Annotated in this window: 20 protein-coding genes, 6 tRNA genes, 3 rRNA genes and 2 pseudogenes; 8 read left to right on the plus strand and 23 right to left on the minus strand. The window is 55.6% G+C overall.

The annotated features are described in order from the left end of the window. Window positions 1-160: 160 nt before the first annotated feature. From rplL to tyrS, 20 genes and pseudogenes are all read right to left on the minus strand, one after another. Window positions 161-527 (minus strand): annotated as a pseudogene (gene rplL, locus PSH84_RS25595) (50S ribosomal protein L7/L12). 79 nt (window positions 528-606) lie between these two features. Beyond that, on the minus strand, window positions 607-1107 hold the full coding sequence (gene rplJ, locus PSH84_RS25600; protein WP_122566146.1) for a 50S ribosomal protein L10: 501 nt from the start codon (window positions 1105-1107) through the stop codon (window positions 607-609). A gap of 198 nt (window positions 1108-1305) precedes the next feature. Continuing rightward, complete coding sequence (gene rplA, locus PSH84_RS25605) at window positions 1306-2001, minus strand: 50S ribosomal protein L1 (protein ID WP_003186095.1); 696 nt, start codon at window positions 1999-2001, stop codon at window positions 1306-1308. After that, entirely contained in the window at window positions 2001-2432 is a 432-nt protein-coding gene (gene rplK, locus PSH84_RS25610) for a 50S ribosomal protein L11 (RefSeq protein ID WP_003176435.1), read from the minus strand. Before rplK ends, rplA begins: the two co-directional genes overlap by 1 nt. 117 nt (window positions 2433-2549) lie before the next feature. Beyond that, entirely contained in the window at window positions 2550-3083 is a 534-nt protein-coding gene (nusG, locus tag PSH84_RS25615) for a transcription termination/antitermination protein NusG (RefSeq protein ID WP_003186097.1), read from the minus strand. 9 nt (window positions 3084-3092) lie between these two features. Further along, entirely contained in the window at window positions 3093-3461 is a 369-nt protein-coding gene (gene secE, locus PSH84_RS25620) for a preprotein translocase subunit SecE (RefSeq protein ID WP_003206102.1), read from the minus strand. Between the two features lie 45 nt (window positions 3462-3506). Beyond that, a tRNA-Trp gene (locus PSH84_RS25625) sits at window positions 3507-3582 on the minus strand. Window positions 3583-3635: 53 nt separating this feature from the next. After that, a complete protein-coding gene (gene tuf / locus PSH84_RS25630) occupies window positions 3636-4829 on the minus strand; it encodes an elongation factor Tu (protein WP_003186103.1) in 1194 nt (397 codons plus the stop codon). 84 nt (window positions 4830-4913) lie between these two features. Next, window positions 4914-4989: transfer RNA gene (locus PSH84_RS25635), tRNA-Thr, on the minus strand. A 26-nt stretch (window positions 4990-5015) separates the two neighbouring features. Then, a tRNA-Gly gene (locus PSH84_RS25640) sits at window positions 5016-5089 on the minus strand. A 24-nt stretch (window positions 5090-5113) separates the two neighbouring features. Then, window positions 5114-5198, minus strand: a tRNA-Tyr gene (locus tag PSH84_RS25645). A gap of 142 nt (window positions 5199-5340) precedes the next feature. Further along, window positions 5341-5796 carry a hypothetical protein gene (locus PSH84_RS25650; protein WP_305468659.1) on the minus strand — a complete coding sequence of 152 codons (456 nt, stop codon included), beginning with the start codon at window positions 5794-5796 and terminating at the stop codon, window positions 5341-5343. A 7-nt stretch (window positions 5797-5803) separates the two neighbouring features. Further along, entirely contained in the window at window positions 5804-6553 is a 750-nt protein-coding gene (locus PSH84_RS25655; protein WP_305468660.1) for a pantothenate kinase, read from the minus strand. Beyond that, complete coding sequence (birA, locus tag PSH84_RS25660; RefSeq protein WP_305468661.1) at window positions 6543-7499, minus strand: bifunctional biotin--[acetyl-CoA-carboxylase] ligase/biotin operon repressor BirA; 957 nt, start codon at window positions 7497-7499, stop codon at window positions 6543-6545. Before birA ends, PSH84_RS25655 begins: the two co-directional genes overlap by 11 nt. Before the next feature lie 133 nt (window positions 7500-7632). Beyond that, a 5S ribosomal RNA gene (gene rrf, locus PSH84_RS25665) occupies window positions 7633-7748 on the minus strand. Between the two features lie 168 nt (window positions 7749-7916). Beyond that, window positions 7917-10802: ribosomal RNA gene (locus PSH84_RS25670) — 23S ribosomal RNA — on the minus strand. Between the two features lie 241 nt (window positions 10803-11043). Continuing rightward, window positions 11044-11119: transfer RNA gene (locus PSH84_RS25675), tRNA-Ala, on the minus strand. 30 nt (window positions 11120-11149) lie between these two features. Further along, window positions 11150-11226, minus strand: a tRNA-Ile gene (locus tag PSH84_RS25680). An 81-nt stretch (window positions 11227-11307) separates the two neighbouring features. After that, window positions 11308-12842 (minus strand): 16S ribosomal RNA (locus PSH84_RS25685). Together the 16S, 23S and 5S rRNA genes with 2 tRNA genes alongside form the textbook arrangement of a ribosomal RNA operon. A gap of 549 nt (window positions 12843-13391) precedes the next feature. Further along, a pseudogene (gene tyrS / locus PSH84_RS25690) lies at window positions 13392-14592 on the minus strand (tyrosine--tRNA ligase). A gap of 212 nt (window positions 14593-14804) precedes the next feature. On the opposite strand from tyrS, the gene PSH84_RS25695 reads away from it, so the two are divergent. Further along, the gene (locus tag PSH84_RS25695; RefSeq protein ID WP_305483198.1) at window positions 14805-16223 is read left to right on the plus strand and encodes a peptidoglycan DD-metalloendopeptidase family protein; all 1419 of its coding nucleotides are present in this window, start codon (window positions 14805-14807) and stop codon (window positions 16221-16223) included. Window positions 16224-16226: 3 nt separating this feature from the next. Beyond that, complete coding sequence (locus PSH84_RS25700) at window positions 16227-17318, plus strand: anhydro-N-acetylmuramic acid kinase (RefSeq protein ID WP_122566711.1); 1092 nt, start codon at window positions 16227-16229, stop codon at window positions 17316-17318. Window positions 17319-17384: 66 nt separating this feature from the next. On the opposite strand, the gene erpA is transcribed toward PSH84_RS25700, so the two are convergent. Both erpA and argC read right to left on the minus strand, forming a co-directional pair. Further along, window positions 17385-17735, minus strand: coding sequence for an iron-sulfur cluster insertion protein ErpA (erpA, locus tag PSH84_RS25705; RefSeq protein ID WP_003206114.1), 351 nt, complete (start codon window positions 17733-17735; stop codon window positions 17385-17387). A gap of 105 nt (window positions 17736-17840) precedes the next feature. Further along, on the minus strand, window positions 17841-18875 hold the full coding sequence (gene argC, locus PSH84_RS25710) for an N-acetyl-gamma-glutamyl-phosphate reductase (RefSeq protein ID WP_305468663.1): 1035 nt from the start codon (window positions 18873-18875) through the stop codon (window positions 17841-17843). Between the two features lie 134 nt (window positions 18876-19009). On the opposite strand from argC, the gene hemJ reads away from it, so the two are divergent. From hemJ to coq7, 6 genes are all read left to right on the plus strand, one after another. Next, window positions 19010-19441 (plus strand): protoporphyrinogen oxidase HemJ, encoded by a 432-nt coding sequence (gene hemJ / locus PSH84_RS25715; protein WP_122566709.1) that lies wholly within the window; start codon window positions 19010-19012, stop codon window positions 19439-19441. A 35-nt stretch (window positions 19442-19476) separates the two neighbouring features. Continuing rightward, a complete protein-coding gene (locus PSH84_RS25720; protein WP_305468664.1) occupies window positions 19477-20445 on the plus strand; it encodes an NAD(P)H-dependent flavin oxidoreductase in 969 nt (322 codons plus the stop codon). 50 nt (window positions 20446-20495) lie between these two features. Next, window positions 20496-21461, plus strand: a complete 966-nt coding sequence (locus tag PSH84_RS25725; RefSeq protein ID WP_122566707.1) for a DUF805 domain-containing protein — start codon at window positions 20496-20498, stop codon at window positions 21459-21461. Window positions 21462-21523: 62 nt separating this feature from the next. Further along, a complete protein-coding gene (locus tag PSH84_RS25730) occupies window positions 21524-22312 on the plus strand; it encodes an SDR family NAD(P)-dependent oxidoreductase (RefSeq protein WP_122566706.1) in 789 nt (262 codons plus the stop codon). Between the two features lie 82 nt (window positions 22313-22394). Continuing rightward, window positions 22395-22733: a histidine triad nucleotide-binding protein gene (locus tag PSH84_RS25735; RefSeq protein WP_003206124.1), complete on the plus strand. Its 339-nt coding sequence runs from the start codon at window positions 22395-22397 to the stop codon at window positions 22731-22733. A 75-nt stretch (window positions 22734-22808) separates the two neighbouring features. Then, complete coding sequence (gene coq7, locus PSH84_RS25740; protein ID WP_060740380.1) at window positions 22809-23456, plus strand: 2-polyprenyl-3-methyl-6-methoxy-1,4-benzoquinone monooxygenase; 648 nt, start codon at window positions 22809-22811, stop codon at window positions 23454-23456. A gap of 124 nt (window positions 23457-23580) precedes the next feature. On the opposite strand, the gene PSH84_RS25745 is transcribed toward coq7, so the two are convergent. Beyond that, entirely contained in the window at window positions 23581-24003 is a 423-nt protein-coding gene (locus PSH84_RS25745) for an OsmC family protein (protein ID WP_305468665.1), read from the minus strand. Between the last annotated feature and the right edge of the window lie 11 nt (window positions 24004-24014).

Consider the following 24014-nt stretch of genomic DNA (forward strand, 5'->3'; position numbering starts at 1 on the left):
ATCGTGCAAACCCCATGGTTTGCGCCACCACATCGGGTGGTTACAGCTCGCGATCAGCACCGACCCAGTCGGCTGCCAATAACGGAAAAAGGCCGGTGGCAAGAGCCACCAGCCATCAGCCTGTCGCTTAACGCTCGGGCTGGAGACGCAAAGTCGATGCTTACTTCAGCTCGACTTTAGCGCCTGCTTCTTCCAGAACTGCTTTGGGCTTTGTCAGCTGCGTCTTTGGCAACAGCTTCCAGAACCATGGCAGGAGCGCCGTCAACTACAGCCTTGGCTTCTTTCAGGCCCAGACCGGTCAGTTCACGTACTGCCTTGATCACGTTTACTTTCTTCTCGCCAGCTTCGGTCAGCATGACGTTGAATTCGGTTTGCTCTTCAACAACAGCGGCAGCAGCAGCTGGACCAGCGGAAGCAGCAGCAGCGGAAACGCCGAATTTTTCTTCGAAAGCTTTGATCAGCTCAACAACCTGCAGAACCGACATTTCAGCTACGGCGTTGAGGATATCGTCTTGGGAGATAGACATTACTGTATTTCCTGAATTGGGGGGACGGCCTACGCGGCCATCGAAATAAACAAAAAAGCGCGAAAGAAAGTGCTCAGCCTTAGGCTGCGGCAGCTTCTTTTTGCTCGCGAACTGCAGCCAGAGTACGAGCCAGCTTGCTGGTGGCGCCTTGAATCACGCTCATCAGCTGCGAAATGGCTTCGTTGCGGGTCGGCAGTGTTGCCAGTACATCGATCTGATTAGCTGCGAGGAACTTGCCCTCGAACGCAGCTGCCTTGATCTCGAACTTGTCCTGACCCTTGGCGAACTCCTTGAACAAACGGGCAGCAGCGCCTGGATGATCTTTGGAAAACGCGATCAGGGTCGGGCCGGTGAACACGTCGTTGAGAACACTGTATTCAGTGCCAGCAACAGCGCGCTTGAGCAGGGTGTTACGTACGACACGTACGTAAACGCCAGCTTCACGGGCCTCTTTACGGAGTCCGGTCATTGCGCCTACTGTTACGCCACGGGCATCAGCCACGACAGCGGACAGAGCGACTTTGGCAGCCTCGTTGACTTCAGCGACGATGGCCTTCTTGTCTTCGAGATTAATTGCCACGGGTTTAACTCCTGCTTGTTACCGTTTCATCCGATCGAAACCGAATGTCGTTTTGGTGTCTGATTCGGTAAGGAACCGGGAGCACCATCTGCGTAGGCTTGTGGTTTAAGACTTGCGTCGCCTACGGTCTTGGACAGCCCCCGCCAGGCAGGGACCCCAATTTTTTGATTGGCGCGATTGCTCGCGCCAACCTGAGTCTTACGCGTCGAGCGAGCTCTGATCGATGACCAGACCTGGGCCCATAGTGGTGCTCAGGGTAACGCGCTTGACGTAGATACCTTTCGAAGAAGCTGGCTTGATACGCTTCAGATCAGCGATCAGGGCCTCAACGTTTTCCTTCAGCTTGACGGCGTCGAAGCCGATCTTGCCAACGGAAGTGTGGATGATGCCGTTTTTGTCGGTGCGATAACGAACCTGACCAGCCTTGGCGTTTTTGACCGCAGTGGCTACGTCTGGCGTTACGGTGCCGACTTTAGGGTTAGGCATCAGACCACGTGGACCGAGGATCTGACCCAACTGACCCACAACGCGCATGGCATCCGGGGATGCGATCACTACGTCATAGTTCAGGTCGCCGCCCTTCATTTCAGCAGCCAGATCGTCCATGCCTACGCGGTCAGCACCAGCAGCCAGAGCAGCTTCAGCTGCTGGGCCCTGGGTGAAGACAGCTACACGAACGGTCTTGCCAGTGCCGTGTGGCAGCACGGTAGCGCTACGAACGACCTGGTCGGATTTACGTGGGTCAACGCCCAGGTTTACAGCAACGTCGAACGACTCGCTGAACTTGACAGTCGACAGCTCAGCCAGCAGAGCGGCGGCGTCTACAAAGTTGTAGGCCTTGCCTGCTTCGATTTTGCCGGCGATAGCCTTTTGACGCTTGGTCAGCTTAGCCATTACACACCCTCCACGTTAAGGCCCATGCTACGAGCAGAACCGGCGATAGTACGCACGGCTGCATCCATATCAGCTGCAGTCAGATCCGCGTTTTTGGTTTTCGCGATTTCTTCCAGCTGTGCACGGGTAACGGTGCCAACCTTAACGGTGTTTGGACGAGCGGAACCGCTGGTCAAACCTGCAGCCTTCTTCAGCAGAACCGAAGCTGGGGTGCTTTTTGTTTCGAAGGTGAAGCTACGGTCGCTGTAGACAGTGATGATCACTGGAGTCGGCAGACCTGGCTCAAGACCCTGAGTACGGGCGTTGAAGGCCTTACAGAATTCCATGATGTTCACGCCGTGCTGACCCAGTGCAGGACCAACAGGTGGGCTTGGGTTAGCCTGAGCGGCCTTCACTTGCAGCTTGATGTAAGCGGTAATTTTCTTGGCCATGAGGCACTCCAATTACGGGTTCGAACGCCTCGAAAGGCTCCCCGGTTACTTGCGCGTTTATCCCAGTGACGACAAAACCCCACAGCCTTGGGCTGCGGGGTTGGGATGCCTGCTCAATCAGACCTTTTCGACCTGACTGAACTCTAGCTCTACCGGAGTAGAGCGACCGAAAATGAGCACTGCCACTTGGATCCGGCTCTTTTCGTAGTTAACTTCTTCAACCGTGCCATTGAAATCAGCGAATGGACCGTCGGTGACACGTACAACCTCACCCGGCTCAAACAAAGTCTTCGGCTTCGGCTTGTCGCTACCATCAGCGACTCGACGCAGAATCGCTTCCGCCTCTTTATCCGTGATCGGCGCAGGCTTATCGGCAGTACCGCCAATGAAACCCATCACCCGAGGGGTATCCTTGACCAAGTGCCAAGTCCCTTCGTTCATGTCCATCTGTACCAGCACGTAGCCCGGAAAGAACTTACGTTCACTTTTGCGCTTCTGGCCATTACGCATCTCAACCACTTCTTCAGTGGGGACCAGAATCTCGCCAAAGCCATCTTCCATGCCAGCCAGCTTTACGCGCTCTACCAGCGAGCGCATGACATGCTTCTCGTAACCCGAGTAAGCATGCACAACGTACCAACGCTTAGCCACGGGACACCCTTAGCCAACAATCAAGGAAACAAGCCAGCCGAGCAGGGAATCAAGCCCCCACAACAGCAACGCCATTACCAGAACAACAGCCACAACGATCAACGTGGTCTGCGTGGTTTCTTGGCGAGTCGGCCATACGACTTTACGAATCTCGGTGCGAGCTTCCTTAGCGAGTACAAAGAAAGACTTGCCCTTGGCTGTCTGCAGGCCTACAAAGGCAGCTACAGCAGCAATGGCGAGCAATGCAAGTACGCGGTACAGGATCGGCGAAGCAGAATAATACTGATTGCCAACAACGCCAATAACCACCAAAGCGACTACCACTAGCCACTTGAGCAGATCGAAGCGAGAGCCTTGAGCTTCAGCTTTAGGAGTCATCTATGAAGATCCTGTGAAAAGAAAGCCAGACACACCAAGTGAATCTGGCAGGTCAGGAGGGAATCGAACCCCCAACCTACGGTTTTGGAGACCGTCGCTCTGCCAATTGAGCTACTGACCTAAAACAAAATCAGGCCGACCATTATGCCGGCCCGAAAAAGACATTACAACTATTTACTCGATGACTTTAGCTACGACACCAGCGCCGACGGTACGACCGCCTTCACGGATAGCGAAACGCAGACCGTCTTCCATCGCAATGGTCTTGATCAGGGTAACAGTCATCTGAATGTTGTCACCAGGCATTACCATTTCAACGCCTTCTGGCAGCTCGCAGTTACCAGTCACGTCAGTTGTACGGAAGTAGAACTGTGGACGATAGCCTTTGAAGAACGGAGTATGACGACCGCCTTCTTCCTTGCTCAGAACGTAAACTTCCGCTGTGAACTTGGTGTGCGGCTTGACGGTGCCTGGCTTGACGAGAACCTGGCCACGCTCAACATCGTCACGCTTGGTACCACGCAGCAGCACCCCGCAGTTCTCGCCAGCACGACCTTCGTCGAGCAGCTTGCGGAACATCTCAACACCAGTACAGGTAGTTTTCTGAGTATCGCGCAGACCAACGATCTCAACTTCTTCCTGGATACGGACAATGCCACGCTCAACACGACCAGTCACAACAGTACCGCGACCAGAGATCGAGAACACGTCTTCGATTGGCATCAGGAACGGCTTGTCGATAGCGCGCTCTGGCTCTGGGATGTAGCTATCCAGAGTCTCCACCAGCTTCTTGACAGCAGTGGTGCCCATCTCGTTGTCATCTTGGCCGTTCAGAGCCATCAGAGCCGAACCGATGATGATTGGAGTGTCATCACCTGGGAAGTCGTAAGTGCTCAGCAGATCGCGCACTTCCATCTCAACCAGTTCCAGCAGCTCAGCATCGTCAACCATGTCAGCCTTGTTCAGGAAGACAACGATGTACGGAACGCCTACCTGACGGGACAGCAGGATGTGCTCACGGGTTTGCGGCATCGGACCATCAGCGGCCGAGCAAACCAGGATCGCGCCATCCATCTGGGCAGCACCGGTAATCATGTTTTTTACGTAGTCGGCGTGACCTGGGCAGTCAACGTGTGCGTAGTGACGCACGGCCGAATCGTATTCAACGTGAGCGGTGTTGATGGTGATACCGCGAGCTTTCTCTTCCGGGGCACTGTCGATCTTGTCGAAGTCAACCTTGGCCGAACCGAAAACTTCGGAGCAGACGCGGGTCAGAGCTGCGGTCAGCGTGGTTTTACCGTGGTCAACGTGACCAATAGTACCAACGTTGACGTGCGGCTTATTACGTTCGAACTTTTCCTTAGCCATCGAAATCACCCCTAGGAGAAGAATTTAGCGAGTCACACAAGCCATTAAAACAAAGGCAGATATTTGCATATCTGCCTTGTTATATGGAGCTCTTGAGCGGATTTGAACCGCTGACCTCACCCTTACCAAGGGTGTGCTCTACCAACTGAGCTACAAGAGCAAAACACTTTGCACAACCTGCAAACTTGGAGCGGGTAGCGGGAATCGAACCCGCATCATCAGCTTGGAAGGCTGAGGTTCTACCACTAAACTATACCCGCGGAGCTTGCAGCTCACGCTAAAAATGGTGGAGGGGGAAGGATTCGAACCTTCGAAGTCGTAGACGTCAGATTTACAGTCTGATCCCTTTGGCCGCTCGGGAACCCCTCCTAAGCGAGCCGGCATTCTATATCATGCCAGCCTTCTGTCAAGCATTTTCTCATTAAAAACCTGAGGTTAGCTGCGTTGACGTCGCTTCGTATCGCTTACCTGGAAAGGTCTTCGCTGCGAAGCGGGCGCCATTCTATGCAAACTACCCTGCGGGTGCAACCCCCTCGCATGGCATTATTTTATGTTTTAACTCATTGAATTCTTTAGAAAGGTTTTGAAGCAGCGTTTCATTCACCTTTGCCGCACTTTCTTGGGAAACCTGAATCCAGAACCCTCCCCCCTCAGGGGCATTCTGTGAACCCGACGCCACGAAACGACCAAGGACACTCGAAGCTGCCAAACGCTGCTCCAACTGCCTGGCCAGCTCCGGACGGGCAAAACCACCCAGGTAGACACAGGTTTTGGGCGTCTCACCGGGCCTGGCTGAATCACGCCTGACAAGGGCGTCCGCCGTTTCGCTCAAGAGATGAATATCCTGCTGCGAACCGCGATACAAACTCAGCGGCGTAACATCCTTGGCGCGAAGCGGAGCCTCCTGCTGATGCCAGATGTAGTAGAAGACATTCAAAACCAGCAACAACAGAAACAGCCACCGCATAGAAACCTCAAGACAAAGGACAGGCCATCGCCAAGCCAACAAAAACCAGGTCAGGCACCACCCTGGCGTCTGGAACAACCCCAGAAACCAGATTGGCATCCCCCCCTGTAAGAAACACCACGAAATCCTTTCCCCAATATTGCTGCGCCAATTCAAGCTGAGTCAGGACAAATCCCCTGAGCATCAGCATGCAACCGCGCTCGACCGCCTCGACAGTCGCACGACCTGGAGCGAGGCTCTCGTGGGCTCGCTCGGCCGCTATATCGTCATAGCGAATTTTTCGCGTGTGGGTACGCAATTGATTGCGCATCAGCGGCATACCAGGACAAATGAATCCTCCGAGATGCTCCCCATTCGCCGCCACGAAATCAGCCGTAACAGCAGTACCAAAATCAAGGACCAGGCACGCCCCTGAAGCGAGATGAAAACCGCCAAGCAGGGCCAGCCATCGATCGAGACCTAACCGCTCGTAATCCTCGTAGCCGTTTCTCACACCCGCCATTTCCCGGGCAGGCACAGCACGAACCACCGACACCCCGAACACATCAACCAGCGAAGCAACCAATGAGTCCGTCTCCGCCAAGGTCCTCACGCTAACAAGACGACACTTCTTGAGCTGGAATTTCCCTGCATCATTCAGACTCGCCAGCAGATCGTCGTCAGAGCTGACTACGCCACCCTCGACCGGTGTTATTCCGTCAGGGCGAAGCACGCGCCATTTGATGAAGCTGTTGCCGCAGTCGAGCTCAAGAATCATCACGCAACCTCAAACTGAGCTCACCACCGCTAAAGTTTTTTTCCACACCATCTACCTTCAAACGCAGCGCACCCTGGTGATCAATGCCCAGCACGATGCCGTCAATTTTATTAACACCGGCAATTAGAGACACCGCTCGGCCCTGCCAAAGATGGTATTGCTCCCATTCCGACTGGATCGCAGCAAACCCCGATGCATGATGAAGCTCCAGATATTGTTGTAGCTTCACACTCAATAGCGCCACCAGCTCATTTCGATCGAAATCCCTGCCCGCCTCAAGACACATGGACGTCCATTGCTGATCGACCTCATCAGTCGCTTGCATGTTTACATTAATCCCTACACCCAGGACGACATGGCAAACGTCTGCAGGATCTCCCACCAATTCGAGCAGAATGCCGGCAATCTTCTTCTCACCCACCAGGACATCATTGGGCCATTTCAACCCTGCCCCTGCGATGCCCATGTCGCGCAAGACATGCATGACAGCAAGCCCGACAACCAGGCTAAGGCCTTCGATCTGCCGCATGCCGCCATCAATGCGTAACACCAAGCTGTGATAGAGGTTTTCAGCAAACGGACTGACCCACTTACGACCACGGCGACCGCGACCCGCTATCTGTCGCTCAGCCAAGACCAGGAACGGCGCAGCCCCCCCACGCTCGATGAAACGCAGCGCCTCGGCGTTAGTGGAATCGATGGAGTCAAATATATGGATAGGGCATTCATGAAGGCCTTTTGCGCAGATTTCTGCCGCATCCAAAAGCAACAGGCGCTTAGCCAACTGATACCCCCTGCCTCGAACTTTATGTACAGACAATCCTAAATCCGCCTCCAAATGCTGCAACTGCTTCCACACAGCACTACGACTGATGCCCAATGCGACACCCAGCGCCTGCCCCGAATGAAAGCGGCCATCCTTCAGAAGTTTTAGCAACGTGAGCATGCGGACTGCGCCCTGATAATGAGGCCCGCATGATAGCCATGCACAAGACAGTTGCATAGAAACACAAAATGACTTTCCTGCGGGCAAAACAAAACCCCTACCTGCGTCAGCAGATAGGGGTTTCGGAATTTAATCTTGACGATGACCTACTCTCACATGGGGAAACCCCACACTACCATCGGCGATGCATCGTTTCACTGCTGAGTTCGGGATGGGATCAGGTGGTTCCAATGCTCTATGGTCGTCAAGAAATTCGGTAGCCGGTGCGTGCCTTGCGGTCACGTGCCAGCGAATGGGTATGCGATAGTTTGTGTGCTGTTTTTGAGTATCTCGAACTTTCGGTTCGTTTCGTCTTCACACACCGCAATCTGGTCTCTTTGCCTTTGGGCTTGGAGTTACAAATTGCTTGGGTGTTATATGGTCAAGCCTCACGGGCAATTAGTACAGGTTAGCTCAACGCCTCACAGCGCTTACACACCCTGCCTATCAACGTCGTAGTCTTCGACGGCCCTTCAGGGGACTCAAGGTCCCAGTGAGATCTCATCTTGAGGCAAGTTTCCCGCTTAGGCTTTCAGCGGTTATCTTTCCCGACATAGCTACCCGGCAATGCCACTGGCGTGAAACCGGAACACCAGAGGTTCGTCCACTCCGGTCCTCTCGTACTAGGAGCAGCCCCTCTCAAATCTCAAACGTCCACGGCAGATAGGGACCGAACTGTCTCAGACGTTCTAAACCCAGCTCGCGTACCACTTTAAATGGCGAACAGCCATACCCTTGGGACCGGCTTCAGCCCCAGGATGTGATGAGCCGACATCGAGGTGCCAAACACCGCCGTCGATATGAACTCTTGGGCGGTATCAGCCTGTTATCCCCGGAGTACCTTTTATCCGTTGAGCGATGGCCCTTCCATACAGAACCACCGGATCACTAAGACCTACTTTCGTACCTGCTCGACGTGTCTGTCTCGCAGTCAAGCGCGCTTTTGCCTTTATACTCTACGACCGATTTCCGACCGGTCTGAGCGCACCTTCGTACTCCTCCGTTACTCTTTAGGAGGAGACCGCCCCAGTCAAACTACCCACCATACACTGTCCTCGATCCGGATAACGGACCTGAGTTAGAACCTCAAAGTTGCCAGGGTGGTATTTCAAGGATGGCTCCACGCGAACTGGCGTCCACGCTTCAAAGCCTCCCACCTATCCTACACAAGCAAATTCAAAGTCCAGTGCAAAGCTATAGTAAAGGTTCACGGGGTCTTTCCGTCTAGCCGCGGATACACTGCATCTTCACAGCGATTTCAATTTCACTGAGTCTCGGGTGGAGACAGCGCCGCCATCGTTACGCCATTCGTGCAGGTCGGAACTTACCCGACAAGGAATTTCGCTACCTTAGGACCGTTATAGTTACGGCCGCCGTTTACCGGGGCTTCGATCAAGAGCTTCGCGTTAGCTAACCCCATCAATTAACCTTCCGGCACCGGGCAGGCGTCACACCCTATACGTCCACTTTCGTGTTTGCAGAGTGCTGTGTTTTTAATAAACAGTCGCAGCGGCCTGGTATCTTCGACCGGCGTGGGCTTACGCAGCAAGTGCTTCACCCTCACCGGCGCACCTTCTCCCGAAGTTACGGTGCCATTTTGCCTAGTTCCTTCACCCGAGTTCTCTCAAGCGCCTTGGTATTCTCTACCCAACCACCTGTGTCGGTTTGGGGTACGGTTCCTGGTTACCTGAAGCTTAGAAGCTTTTCTTGGAAGCATGGCATCAACCACTTCGTCACCCAAAGGGTAACTCGTCATCAGCTCTCGGCCTTAGAATCCCGGATTTACCTAAGATCTAGCCTACCACCTTAAACTTGGACAACCAACGCCAAGCTGGCCTAGCCTTCTCCGTCCCTCCATCGCAATAACCAGAAGTACAGGAATATTAACCTGTTTTCCATCGACTACGCTTTTCAGCCTCGCCTTAGGGACCGACTAACCCTGCGTCGATTAACGTTGCGCAGGAAACCTTGGTCTTTCGGCGTGGGTGTTTTTCACACCCATTGTCGTTACTCATGTCAGCATTCGCACTTCTGATACCTCCAGCAAGCTTCTCAACTCACCTTCACAGGCTTACAGAACGCTCCTCTACCGCATCACTTGCGTGATACCCGTAGCTTCGGTGTATGGTTTGAGCCCCGTTACATCTTCCGCGCAGGCCGACTCGACTAGTGAGCTATTACGCTTTCTTTAAAGGGTGGCTGCTTCTAAGCCAACCTCCTAGCTGTCTAAGCCTTCCCACATCGTTTCCCACTTAACCATAACTTTGGGACCTTAGCTGACGGTCTGGGTTGTTTCCCTTTTCACGACGGACGTTAGCACCCGCCGTGTGTCTCCCATGCTCGGCACTTGTAGGTATTCGGAGTTTGCATCGGTTTGGTAAGTCGGGATGACCCCCTAGCCGAAACAGTGCTCTACCCCCTACAGTGATACATGAGGCGCTACCTAAATAGCTTTCGAGGAGAACCAGCTATCTCCGAGCTTGATTAGCCTTTCACTCCGATCCACAGGTCATCCGCTAACTTTTCAACGGTAGTCGGTTCGGTCCTCCAGTTAGTGTTACCCAACCTTCAACCTGCCCATGGATAGATCGCCCGGTTTCGGGTCTATTCCCAGCGACTAGACGCCCTATTAAGACTCGCTTTCGCTACGCCTCCCCTATTCGGTTAAGCTCGCCACTGAAAATAAGTCGCTGACCCATTATACAAAAGGTACGCAGTCACCCAACAAAGTGGGCTCCCACTGCTTGTACGCATACGGTTTCAGGATCTATTTCACTCCCCTCTCCGGGGTTCTTTTCGCCTTTCCCTCACGGTACTAGTTCACTATCGGTCAGTCAGTAGTATTTAGCCTTGGAGGATGGTCCCCCCATATTCAGACAAAGTTTCTCGTGCTCCGTCCTACTCGATTTCACTTCTAAGATCCTTTCGCGTACAGGGCTATCACCCACTATGGCCGCACTTTCCAGAGCGTTCCGCTAAAATCAAAGAAGCTTAAGGGCTAGTCCCCGTTCGCTCGCCACTACTAAGGGAATCTCGGTTGATTTCTTTTCCTCAGGGTACTTAGATGTTTCAGTTCCCCTGGTTCGCCTCTTGCACCTATGTATTCAGTACAAGATAACCATCTTATGATGGCTGGGTTCCCCCATTCAGACATCTCCGGATCAAAGTCTGTTTGCCGACTCCCCGAAGCTTTTCGCAGGCTACCACGTCTTTCATCGCCTCTGACTGCCAAGGCATCCACCGTATGCGCTTCTTCACTTGACCATATAACCCCAAGCAATCTGGTTATACTGTGAAGACGACATTCGCCGAAAATTCGATCTTGCTCTAAGAGCAACTCACAAATTTTACCTTAGCCTGATCCGTTACCAGTGAAAGTAACGTTCAGTCTATCTTTCTATCACATACCCAAATTTTTAAAGAACGATCTAATCAAAAGACTAGAAATCAACATTCACCATCACCTGGATGGAATGCTCATTTCTAAGCTTTCAGAAGCAGTTTATGGTGGAGCCAAGCGGGATCGAACCGCTGACCTCCTGCGTGCAAGGCAGGCGCTCTCCCAGCTGAGCTATGGCCCCGTATTTCTACAGGCGTTTCCCACACAAAATTGGTGGGTCTGGGCAGATTCGAACTGCCGACCTCACCCTTATCAGGGGTGCGCTCTAACCAACTGAGCTACAGACCCAATTTCGGGCTGCTTCTTTCGTCTTCTTCAATGAATCAAGCAATTCGTGTGGGAGCTCATGAAGCAGCTGCGGTCGTCGATTAAGGAGGTGATCCAGCCGCAGGTTCCCCTACGGCTACCTTGTTACGACTTCACCCCAGTCATGAATCACACCGTGGTAACCGTCCCCCCGAAGGTTAGACTATACTTCTGGTGCAACCCACTCCCATGGTGTGACGGGCGGTGTGTACAAGGCCCGGGAACGTATTCACCGCGACATTCTGATTCGCGATTACTAGCGATTCCGACTTCACGCAGTCGAGTTGCAGACTGCGATCCGGACTACGATCGGTTTTGTGGGATTAGCTCCACCTCGCGGCTTGGCAACCCTCTGTACCGACCATTGTAGCACGTGTGTAGCCCAGGCCGTAAGGGCCATGATGACTTGACGTCATCCCCACCTTCCTCCGGTTTGTCACCGGCAGTCTCCTTAGAGTGCCCACCATTACGTGCTGGTAACTAAGGACAAGGGTTGCGCTCGTTACGGGACTTAACCCAACATCTCACGACACGAGCTGACGACAGCCATGCAGCACCTGTCTCAATGTTCCCGAAGGCACCAATCCATCTCTGGAAAGTTCATTGGATGTCAAGGCCTGGTAAGGTTCTTCGCGTTGCTTCGAATTAAACCACATGCTCCACCGCTTGTGCGGGCCCCCGTCAATTCATTTGAGTTTTAACCTTGCGGCCGTACTCCCCAGGCGGTCAACTTAATGCGTTAGCTGCGCCACTAAGAGCTCAAGGCTCCCAACGGCTAGTTGACATCGTTTACGGCGTGGACTACCAGGGTATCTAATCCTGTTTGCTCCCCACGCTTTCGCACCTCAGTGTCAGTATCAGTCCAGGTGGTCGCCTTCGCCACTGGTGTTCCTTCCTATATCTACGCATTTCACCGCTACACAGGAAATTCCACCACCCTCTACCATACTCTAGCTCGACAGTTTTGAATGCAGTTCCCAGGTTGAGCCCGGGGCTTTCACATCCAACTTAACGAACCACCTACGCGCGCTTTACGCCCAGTAATTCCGATTAACGCTTGCACCCTCTGTATTACCGCGGCTGCTGGCACAGAGTTAGCCGGTGCTTATTCTGTCGGTAACGTCAAAACACTAACGTATTAGGTTAATGCCCTTCCTCCCAACTTAAAGTGCTTTACAATCCGAAGACCTTCTTCACACACGCGGCATGGCTGGATCAGGCTTTCGCCCATTGTCCAATATTCCCCACTGCTGCCTCCCGTAGGAGTCTGGACCGTGTCTCAGTTCCAGTGTGACTGATCATCCTCTCAGACCAGTTACGGATCGTCGCCTTGGTGAGCCATTACCCCACCAACTAGCTAATCCGACCTAGGCTCATCTGATAGCGCAAGGCCCGAAGGTCCCCTGCTTTCTCCCGTAGGACGTATGCGGTATTAGCGTCCGTTTCCGAGCGTTATCCCCCACTACCAGGCAGATTCCTAGGCATTACTCACCCGTCCGCCGCTCTCAAGAGGTGCAAGCACCTCTCTACCGCTCGACTTGCATGTGTTAGGCCTGCCGCCAGCGTTCAATCTGAGCCATGATCAAACTCTTCAGTTCAAACATCTTTGGGTTTTGAGAAAACCCTAAACTTGGCTCAGCAATCGTTGGTTACATCTTTGATTTCTCGCGGAGTACTTGTGATGCTGATAATCTGTTGACTAGCAGTCTGACTCCACAAGCACCCACACGAATTGCTTGATTCAGTTGTTAAAGAGCGGTTGGCTGAGCCTTTCGCCTCAACCGAGGCGCGCATTCTACAGCGCCCCGTGCATCTGTCAAGCGGTTATTTTTAGAAGTTTTCAAAGTTTCCTTATCAACTTCAACCACTTGCGCTTCCGATCTCTCGTTAGCGGGAGGCGAATTCTACAGCGTTACTCGCTGCTGTCAACACCTCTTTTTCACCGCTTTCGACCGAGAAGATCGAACCGCCGATGGAGCCAAATAACACTGCCCTATCTGCTCCTTCCAGGCTTCGATGAACTGAAGCCAAACCCCTTCGAAACTTACTTAACTCATTGAATCTCAAGGAGTTTTCCGTTTCGACTGCGCCGGAAGTGGGGCGAATTATAGACGTCCAGAATCTGCCGTCAACACCTATTTTCAGCTTTATTCGGTTTTCAACGTAATACGTGCGAAAGCCTTCTTGCCAGCCTGGCATACGTGAGTAGAACCCAGCTCATATATATAGGTGCGATCCACAACCTCACCATCTATACGCACACCACCCCGAACCCAGAAGGTCTCGCGCCACTGCCGCATTCTTGACCAGACCTGCTTTATTAAGGACTGCCGCAATCGGCATATTCTCGGCAGCAGTCAATTCGATCTCTGGCAGATCATCCGGCAGCTCGCCATCCTTCATACGATTACCCGCCGCGCGATGAGCATTGGCCGCAGCTTCCTCGCCATGGAAACGCGCAACGATCTCTTCAGCCAGCTTGATCTTGATGTCCCGCGGATTGGCCCCGGCCTCTACATCAGCACGGAACGCATTGATCTCATCCATGGAGCGGAAGCTCAACAGTTCGAAGTAACGCCACATCAACACGTCAGGAATGGAGACCAGCTTGCTGTACATGACCCCCGGCGCTTCCTGGATGCCCACGTAGTTGCCCAAGGACTTGGACATCTTCTTCACACCATCCAGACCTTCCAGCAATGGCATGGTCAGGATGCACTGCGCCTCCTGACCATAACCACGCTGCAACTCACGCCCCATCAACAGGTTGAACTTCTGATCGGTGCCGCCCAGCTCAACGTCCGCGCGCAACGCGACCGAGTCATAACCCTGCACAAGCGGATAGAGGAACTCATGGATGGCGATTGGCTGGTTGGTTGTATAGCGCTTGTCGAAATCATCGCGTTCGAGCATGCGCGCCACGGTGTATTGAGACGTCAGGCGAATGAAATCCGCCGGCCCCATCTGATCCATCCAGGTGGAGTTGAACGCCACCTCGGTCTTGGCCGGATCAAGAATCTTGAAAACCTGAGTCTTGTAGGTCTCGGCGTTATCGAGAACCTGTTCACGGGTCAGCGGCGGGCGCGTAGCACTCTTGCCGCTCGGATCACCGATCATGCCGGTGAAGTCCCCTATAAGGAAGATGATCTGATGCCCCAGATCCTGGAACTGGCGCATCTTATTAATAAGCACGGTATGACCCAGGTGCAGATCGGGCGCCGTCGGATCGAAGCCGGCCTTGATACGCAGCGGCTGCCCGCGCTTGAGCTTTTCGATCAGCTCGGACTCAACCAACAATTCTTCCGCACCACGCTTGATCAGCGCTAGCTGCTCTTCAACCGACTTCATAACAGACCCGTAAGGCTCAGATTCAAAGGGCCCCAACCATACAAGATCGCACACCAAATACAAGGCATGCCCGGCGCACGGACGCCAATCCACAGAACAGAGCGTTCGTGGGCTTGCTTCGCAGGGGTTTTGGTTATATTTTATACAGTTATTTCATCTTCATCATGTCATTCATCTTTTCCAATTCATCTTTTCAAAAGTCAAAATTACTTATGACCCCAGAACCGTCTAAAGCGCCGCCGCTTTACCCAAAGACCCACCTGCTTGCCGCAAGTGGCATCGCAGCCCTCCTAAGCCTGGCGCTGCTGGTGTTTCCCTCCAGCGATGTTGAAGCCAAAAAAACGACTCTGAGCCTTGAACTGGAAAGTCCTGCTGAACAACTGACACAAGGACAAGACGCCGCCGAAGCCGTTCAAGCCACAAACGAACCGGCCGCCTCTCCTTTTGCACAGATTGAAAACAGCCCGCAAGACACTGCAAAGGCTACCGCCCAGGTAGAAGCGCCTGTCGCGGAAGAAAAGAAAGGACCGGACCATCGCGAAGTGATTGTTGCCAAGGGCGATACGCTTTCCACCCTCTTCGAAAAGGTTGGCCTGCCCTCGACATCGGTCCACGAAATCCTGGCCAGCGACAAGCAAGCCAAGCAATTCGCTCAACTGCAACGTGGCCAGAAACTCGAATTCGAACTCAATCCAGATGGACAGCTGACCAATCTGCACACCAAGCTGAGCGACCTGGAAAGCATCACCCTGACCAAAAATGACAAGGGTTATGTATTCAACCGCGTCACCGCCAAGCCTACCGTTCGCTCGGCCTACGTTCATGGCGTCATCAACAGTTCATTGTCCCAGTCGGCCGCTCGTGCCGGCCTTTCCCATAGCCTGACCATGGACATGGCCAGCGTCTTCGGCTACGACATCGACTTCGCCCAGGACATTCGCCAGGGCGACGAGTTCGACATCATCTATGAGCAAAAAGTGGTCAATGGAAAGAGCGTCGGTAACGGCCCGATTCTCTCCGCGCGCTTCACCAACCGCGGCAAGACGTACACCGCGGTGCGCTACACCAACAAGCAGGGCAACAGCAGCTACTACACCGCCGACGGCAACAGCATGCGCAAGGCCTTCATCCGTACACCGGTTGATTTCGCTCGCATCAGTTCGAAGTTCTCCGCCGGCCGAAAGCATCCGATTCTGAACAAGATTCGCGCGCATAAAGGCGTCGACTACGCCGCCCCTCGCGGTACACCAATCAAGGCTGCGGGCGACGGCAAGGTGTTGCTGGCAGGACGCCGCGGTGGCTATGGCAATACCGTGATCATCCAGCACGGCAATACCTACCGCACGCTATACGGCCACATGCAGGGCTTCGCCAAGGGCGTGAAGACTGGTGGCACCGTCAAGCAAGGCCAGGTGATCGGATACATCGGTACCACCGGCCTGTCCACCGGCCCGCACTTGCATTATGAGTTCCAGGTCAACGGCGTCCACGTCGATCCGCTTGGCCAGAAATTGCCGATGGCCGATCCGATCGCCAAGGGCGAGCGCGCGCGCTTCCTGGCTCAAAGCCAGCCCTTGATGGCCCGCATGGATCAAGAGAAAGCCACCATGCTGGCCTCGAGCAAGCGCTAAGCCATGGCGCTCTATATCGGTGTGATGTCCGGGACCAGCCTGGATGGCTTGGATATCGCACTGATTGAACTGGTCCCGGCGATCAAATTGATCGCCACGCACTACATCCCCATGCCCGCCGTTCTGCGCGCCGAATTGCTCGGATTGTGCAGCAGTGGGCCCGATGAGATCGCCCGCTCCGCCATTGCCCAGCAAAGCTGGGTAAAGCTGGCCGCAGAGGGTATCCATACCCTACTCAACGAACAAAGACTCAAGCCTGAAAACATCACGGCGATTGGCAGCCACGGCCAGACCATTCGCCATGAACCGGCCCGTGGGTTTACCGTGCAAATCGGCAATCCGGCCCTGTTGAGCGAATTGACCGGCATCGCCGTCGTCAGCGATTTCCGCAGCCGCGATGTCGCCGCTGGCGGACAAGGCGCTCCACTGGTACCGGCGTTTCACGAAGCACTGTTCGAAGAACGAGCCGGTCATCGTGCCGTGCTGAATGTCGGCGGCTTCAGCAATCTCAGTCTGATAGAACCCGCAAAACCTGTAGCCGGTTTCGACTGTGGCCCAGGCAACGTATTGCTCGATGCCTGGATCCATCAACAACGAGGCGAGCATTTCGATCGCGACGGCCAATGGGCCGCCAGCGGAAAAGTCGAACCAGTTCTGCTAAAGACGCTGCTCAGCGACCCCTTCTTCGTCACCAAAGGTCCGAAAAGTACCGGCCGCGAGGTATTCAACCTGCCTTGGCTGAGCCAGCACTTGTCGCAGTTGCCAGCCTTCGCCCCGGAGGACGTGCAGGCGACGTTGCTCGAACTGACCGCCCTGACCATCGTCGAATCACTGCAGCATGCCCAGTCGAATACCCAGGAGTTGCTGGTCTGCGGCGGCGGTGCACACAACCAGACGCTCATGAAACGCCTGGCTGAGTTACTGCCGGATACCAAAGTCAGCAGTACGACGGTGTATGGCGTGGACCCGGATTGGGTCGAAGCCATGGCTTTCGCCTGGCTCGCCCATTGCTGCCTTGAAGGCATTCCAGGCAATCGTCCAAGTGTCACGGGCGCCCGTGGCCTGCGCATACTCGGCGCCATCTATCCAGCCTGAGATCAAAGTTGCGGACAAAAAAATGCCGCAGGGCCATAAGGCTCTGCGGCATTTTTATTGAAGCACTCAGATCGAGAACGAAGAACCGCACCCACAGGTCGTGGTGGCGTTGGGGTTCTTGATCACAAAACGCGACCCTTCCAGACCTTCCTGATAATCCACCTCGGCACCTGCCAGGTACTGGAAGCTCATCGGATCGACCACCAGGCTGACCCCTTCGCGCTCGACGATGGTGTCATCGTCGGCCACTTCCTCATCGAAAGTGAAGCCGTACTGGAAACCGGAACAACCGCCGCCCGTCACAAATACGCGCAGCTTCAAACGATCATTGCCCTCTTCATCGACCAGGCTCTTCACCTTGTGCGCAGCACCGTGGGTGAATTGCAAAGCCGTGGGGGTGAAGGTTTCGACGCTCATGCTGAATATCTCCCGGCGCTTACGCCGCCATAATGCGTGATGGCGGGCATTATCCGCTTCTCCTAGAAAATCGGTCAACTATTTGCAGAGCAGCGGCAAACTGCTTTAAGGCAACATCCCCGCATGGGACAGCCCCAGGTGCTCATCCAGCCCGAACAGGATGTTCAGGTTCTGCACGGCCTGGCCGGACGCGCCCTTGACCAGGTTATCGATGACCGACAATACCACTACCAGATCACCGTCCTGCGGACGATGCACGGCGATCCGGCAAACGTTCGCACCGCGCACACTACGGGTTTCCGGATGGCTGCCAGCGGGCATTACGTCGACGAACGGTTCGTTGGCGTAACGCTTTTCAAACAATGCCTGCAGGTCCACCGAACGATCGACGACGGTTGCATACAGGGTGGAATGGATCCCGCGAATCATCGGGGTCAGGTGCGGCACGAAGGTCAGGCCAACGTCCTTGCCCGCAGCCCGGCGCAACCCCTGGCGAATTTCCGGCAGGTGGCGATGCCCTTTGACCGCGTACGCCTTCATGCTTTCCGACGTCTCGGAATACAGCGAGCCGACACTGGCGCCACGCCCGGCACCGCTGACGCCGGATTTGCAGTCGGCAATCAGGCGCGAAGCATCTGCAAGACCGGCTTCAAGCAGCGGCAAGAACCCCAACTGCGTCGCCGTCGGATAGCAACCCGGCACGGCGATCAGTCGTGCCTGCTTGATTTTCTCGCGATTGACTTCCGGCAAGCCGTAGACCGCCTCCTCGAGCAGTTCAGGCGCACCGTGGGGCTGGCCATACCATTTGGCCCACTCATCGGCGTCCTGCAGGCGGAAGTCCGCCGACAGGTCGATAACCTTGGTCCCGGCGGCCAGCAGTTCACCGGCCAGGGCGTGGGCGACACCATGGGGCGTGGCGAAGAACACCACATCGCAGGCGCCGAGGGTCTTGACGTCCGGAACGCTGAACGCCAAGCCGTCGTAGTGGCCTCGCAGGTTCGGATACATGTCGGCGACGGCCAGGCCGGCCTCGGATCGGGAGGTGATGACCACCACCTCAGCCTGCGGATGCTGTGCCAGCAGACGCAGCAGTTCGACACCGGTGTAACCCGTGCCGCCGACGATACCGACCTTGACCATAAACCTGCCCTCAACGAACCCACTGGAAAGCCGTCGATGATAGGGGCCGCAGGGCGCGGCGACAACCGTCAAGGTGACGTGTGGCCGCTCTAACCTCTACTATCGGAGCTACCGTGAACCTGGGAATAACTAAAATGCTCTATCTGTGGCTCAAAGCACTTCACATTGTCAGCATGGTCTGCTGGTTCGCCGGCCTGTTTTACCTGCCTCGCCTGTTTGTCTATCACGCCCAAAGCGAAGACAACGTCAGCAAAGAACGTTTCAGCGTCATGGAGCGCAAGCTGTACCGCGGCATCATGGGCCCGGCGATGATTGCCACCCTGGTATTCGGCATCTGGCTGCTCAGCCTCAACGCCGGCGCCTACTTCACCCAGGGAGGCTGGATGCACGCCAAGTTGACCCTGGTCGTGCTGCTGATCGGTTACCACCACATGTGCGGTGCCCAGGTGAAGCGCTTCGCCCGTGGCGAAAACACCCGCAGCCATGTCTTTTATCGCTGGTTCAATGAAGTGCCGGTTCTGATATTGCTGGCTATCGTAATTCTGGTCGTAGTCCGACCGTTCTAATCTCCAATCAGCATCCATTATCCGGGGTACTTCCAATGTCGTTGCCCGCTCTGCTTGAACAGCGCTTGCGCCTGCCCGTCGTGGCGGCGCCCATGTTCCTGATTTCCAATCCACAACTGGTGCTGGCCTGCTGCCGCAATGGCATTGTCGGCAGCTTTCCGGCGTTGAACCAGCGCGAAAGCAGCGGCTTCAAGGCCTGGCTGGAAGAAATCGAAGCAGGCCTGGCGACCCTGGAAAATCCGGCGCCCTACGCGGTAAACCTGATTGTTCATCACAGCAATCCGCGACTTCAGGCCGACCTGGCCATCTGCATCGAACACAAGGTGCCGATTGTCATCACCAGCCTGGGTGCGGTGAAAGAGCTGGTGGACGCGGTGCACGGTTACGGCGGCCTGGTGTTCCATGACGTGACGACCCGACGGCATGCCGAGAAAGCCGCCGAAGCCGGTGTCGATGGCCTGATCGCCGTAGCCGCCGGCGCAGGCGGACACGCCGGGACCTGGAGCCCGTTTTCCCTGATTGCCGAGATCCGGCAGTTTTTCGATAAGACCGTGCTACTTGCGGGATGCCTGAACCACGGCCATCAGATTCTGGCCGCACAATTGCTCGGCGCGGATCTGGCCTACTTCGGGACGCGTTTTATCGGTACAAGCGAAAGCCACGCACCTGACGCTTATAAAGAGATGTTGCTCACATCCAGAGCCGCAGACATCGTGCATACTCCTGCGGTATCCGGGGTGCCGGCGAGTTTCATGCGCCAGAGCCTGGAGAACGCCGGTTTCGATCTCGCCGCCCTGCAGAACAAAGGCGAGGTGGATTTTGGCTCGAAACTCAAACCGCTGAACGACGAAGCCAAGGCCTGGAAAACCGTATGGTCCGCAGGCCAGGGTGTGGGTGAAATCGATGATTTGCCCAGCGTCGATCAGTTGGTGGCGCGCCTGGATGAAGAATACCGTCAGGCACAAGCCCGGGCGGCGCAGCTTGGCGGGCAATGGCCCCGCTGAACCAGCCCGAACAAACAACTACCTAACTTTCAGAGACAAGGATGCCGGGCATGAGCGAAACCCGTTTCAACATCGTATTCGACGGCGGCCTGATGCCGGGCGTCGATACCACCACCGCCAAACTCAACCTCGCCGAGCTGTTCAAGAGCGACGTCGCCGCCATTGAACGACTGTTCACCGGTCGCAAGGTGTCCCTTAAAAGCAACCTGTCCCAGAACGAGGCGCAGCAGTACCTGGAAGCCCTCAACAAGAGCGGAATCGATGCCAGGATCGAAGCCGAACCCGTCGTCCAACTGAGCCTTGGCGAAGTACAGGACGCGCCACGGCAACCGAGCGGACGCCATCCCGATTCGATCGTCGAGCCAGCCTCGCCCTACGCGCCTCCCCGCGCCGAAGTCGGTGAAGCGCTTGCCGAGTACAGCACGCTCAAACCCTTCAGCTTCGACGGACGTATCGGGCGTCTGCGCTACCTCGCCTGGACCATGGTATTGACCCTGGCCATACTGCCTTTGGTCGGCGTGGGCTTCTGGCTAGCCACGGCCTGGTTGCTGGCCTCCGACTCGATCGCGGGACTCATCGTCGGCGGCCTGCTCGCCGCCGTCGTCGTGCTTGCCTTTGCCTTCGTGAGTATCCAGTTCAACGTCCAGCGCCTGCATGATCTCGGCTGGTCGGGGTGGTTGTGGCTGATTAACCTGGTTCCCTTCGTGGGCAGCATCTTCCCGTTCATCCTCATCATCGCTCCAGGCAATACCGGCGCAAACCAGTATGGCCCGCCACCACCGCGCAATACCACGGCGGTCAAGTTGTTGGCCTCGCTCTGGCTGGTAATGATCGTCTTGATTTTCGTGGCCACGTTTGCAGGCATCTTCGGAGCCCTTCAGGAAGACTACGACAGCAGCAGCCTGAGCAGCTACGAAAGCAGCGAGTCCAGCAACGAAACCGCTGAAGAGCCCGCCGCTGAGGCAGCCGAGCCCGCTCCGCCTTCTGTAGACTATGAAGCAGAAGAGGAACAATAAGCGCGCTTCATGCCGGTGACAGCCCAGTCATTTGGCGGCGGGCTGTTGCGATGGAGAACTGCATGACCCGTTACGCACTGATCACTGGCGCTTCCAGCGGTATCGGCCTGGCCATGGCCGAAGCGCTGGCCCGGCGCGGCCGTAACCTGATACTGGTGGCTCGACAGCGTGATCGGCTGGAAAGTATTGCAATCGAACTGACTCAGCGGTTTGGCGTGGAGGTATTGTTCCGGGCTTGTGACCTGGGCGAACCGCTGAGGCTTTCCGGCTTCCTGCTGGAACTGGAGGAAGGCGAGCGGCAGATCGATCTGCTGGTCAATTGTGCTGGCATCGGCACCAGCGGGCCGTTCCTGGGCCAGGACTGGATGACCGAGCAGGACCTGATCGAAGTCAACATCCTCGCCCTGACACGGCTTTGTCACGCCATCGGTAATAGCATGGCGCTGCTCGGCGGCGGCCAGATCCTCAACGTTGCCTCGATCGCAGCATTCCAGCCTGGTCCCTGGATGAGTACTTACTACGCCAGCAAGGCCTATGTACTGCACTTCTCCGAAGCCTTGCGAGTTGAATTGAAGAAATGCGCGATCAAGGTCTCGGTGCTTTGCCCTGGTCCGACCCGGACCGGCTTTTTCTCCAAGGCACAAATGGACGAACAGAAACTCATCGACAGCAAGTTGCTGATGAGCCCGGAGGAAGTTGCCCTGTACGCCGTGCGCGCACTGGACAAGAACCGCGCCATCATCATTCCCGGACGCCGCAATCGCTGGCTGGCCGCACTGCCGCGATTGGGATCGCGATGGCTGGTCCGGACCATCGCCGGCGTGATCAACAAGGCTTATTGCCCGCGCTGATCCCTTCACGTTGAACAACCAGGCGCCTCAACCGGAGCCTTCATGATATTGGACCTCGACAAACCCAACGGAGAAAGCAGCTGTGGATACTCTGTTTACCAAGATCATCAACCGGGAAATCCCGGCAAAGATCATTTACGAGGATGACCAGGTACTGGCCTTCCACGACATCGCCCCGCAGGCACCCGTGCATTTTCTGGTCATCCCGAAAAAACCGATCCGCACGCTCAATGACCTCGCCGAAGAAGACAAGGGCCTGGCCGGGCACATTCTTTTCACTGCCCAGCGCCTGGCGCTGGAATTGGGCTGTGAAGAAGGTTTTCGCGTGGTGATGAATTGCAATGAACTGGGCGGGCAGACGGTCTATCACATTCATATGCATGTGCTGGGTCAGCGCCAGATGAACTGGCCACCGGGCTGATACCCCTGACCCAACGCAAATCTTCGGCGGCCGATTGGGTAAAACTGGCCGCTGTGATTTTTCCCGGAGGTAAGCATGACTACCCAACGTCACTACTCGCCGATTGACCGTCTGTTGCTGCAAGCCGATACCGCGATGCGCACCCTGCTGCCCTTCAGTGGCCAGCCGTACCGCCCATCACCGGCTATCGTGCAACCGGACGCGCAACTGAGTGACGAGCAAACCCGCCATGTCGCCGGATTGATGCGTATCAACCACACCGGCGAAGTCTGTGCCCAGGCGCTGTATCAGGGCCAGGCGCTGACAGCAAAGCTGCCCCAGGTGCGTGAGGCAATGGAGCACGCCGCCGAGGAAGAAATCGATCACCTGGTCTGGTGTGAACAACGCATTCGCCAGCTGGGCAGCCACACCAGCGTCCTGAACCCGCTGTTCTACGGAATGTCATTCGGGATCGGCGCCGTCGCCGGCCTGATCAGCGATAAAGTCAGCCTCGGCTTCGTTGCCGCGACCGAGCATCAAGTGTGCAAGCACTTGAATGAACACCTGGAGCAACTGCCGGCCGAGGATGAAAAGTCCCGGGCGATCCTCGAGCAGATGCGCGTAGATGAAGAACACCATGCCGAGAGTGCGCTTGATGCCGGCGGCTTCCGTTTTCCGGCCCCGGTGAAGTTCGGCATGAGCCTGCTGGCCAAGGTCATGACCAAGAGCACTTATAGGATTTGACGGTGGTTGGATAGCCATCCTCATTCCACGCAAATAGAAAAGGCGACTTCCAGTGGGAGTCGCCTTTTTTCTTTAGCTCAGGATTTCAATGCGGCGAATTGCGGGTTTCGCCATTGAGATCGACTCAACCCAATTCGATGATTTCATAATCGTGGGTGATTTCGACTCCGGCGGCACCGAGCATGATCGAAGCCGAGCAGTATTTCTCGGCGGACAGTTCGATGGCCCGCTTGACCTGGGCTTCCTTCAAGGCTCGCCCCTTCACCACAAAGTGCATGTGGATCTTGGTAAATACCTTTGGATCTTCGGTGGCACGCTCCGCTTCCAGGAAGACTTCGCAGCTTTCGACGGCCTGGCGGGATTTCTTGAGGATGCTGACCACGTCGAAATTGCTGCAACCGCCTACGCCCAGCAGGAGCATTTCCATCGGCCGAACACCCAGGTTCCGACCACCGGCTTCTGGCGGGCCGTCCATGACGACCACATGACCACTGCCTGACTCACCGAGGAACATGGCTTCGCCAGCCCATTGGATGCGTGCCTTCATCGCCAAGACTC

Source organism: Pseudomonas beijingensis (assembly GCF_030687295.1).
Classification (GTDB): Bacteria; Pseudomonadota; Gammaproteobacteria; order Pseudomonadales; family Pseudomonadaceae; genus Aquipseudomonas; species Aquipseudomonas beijingensis.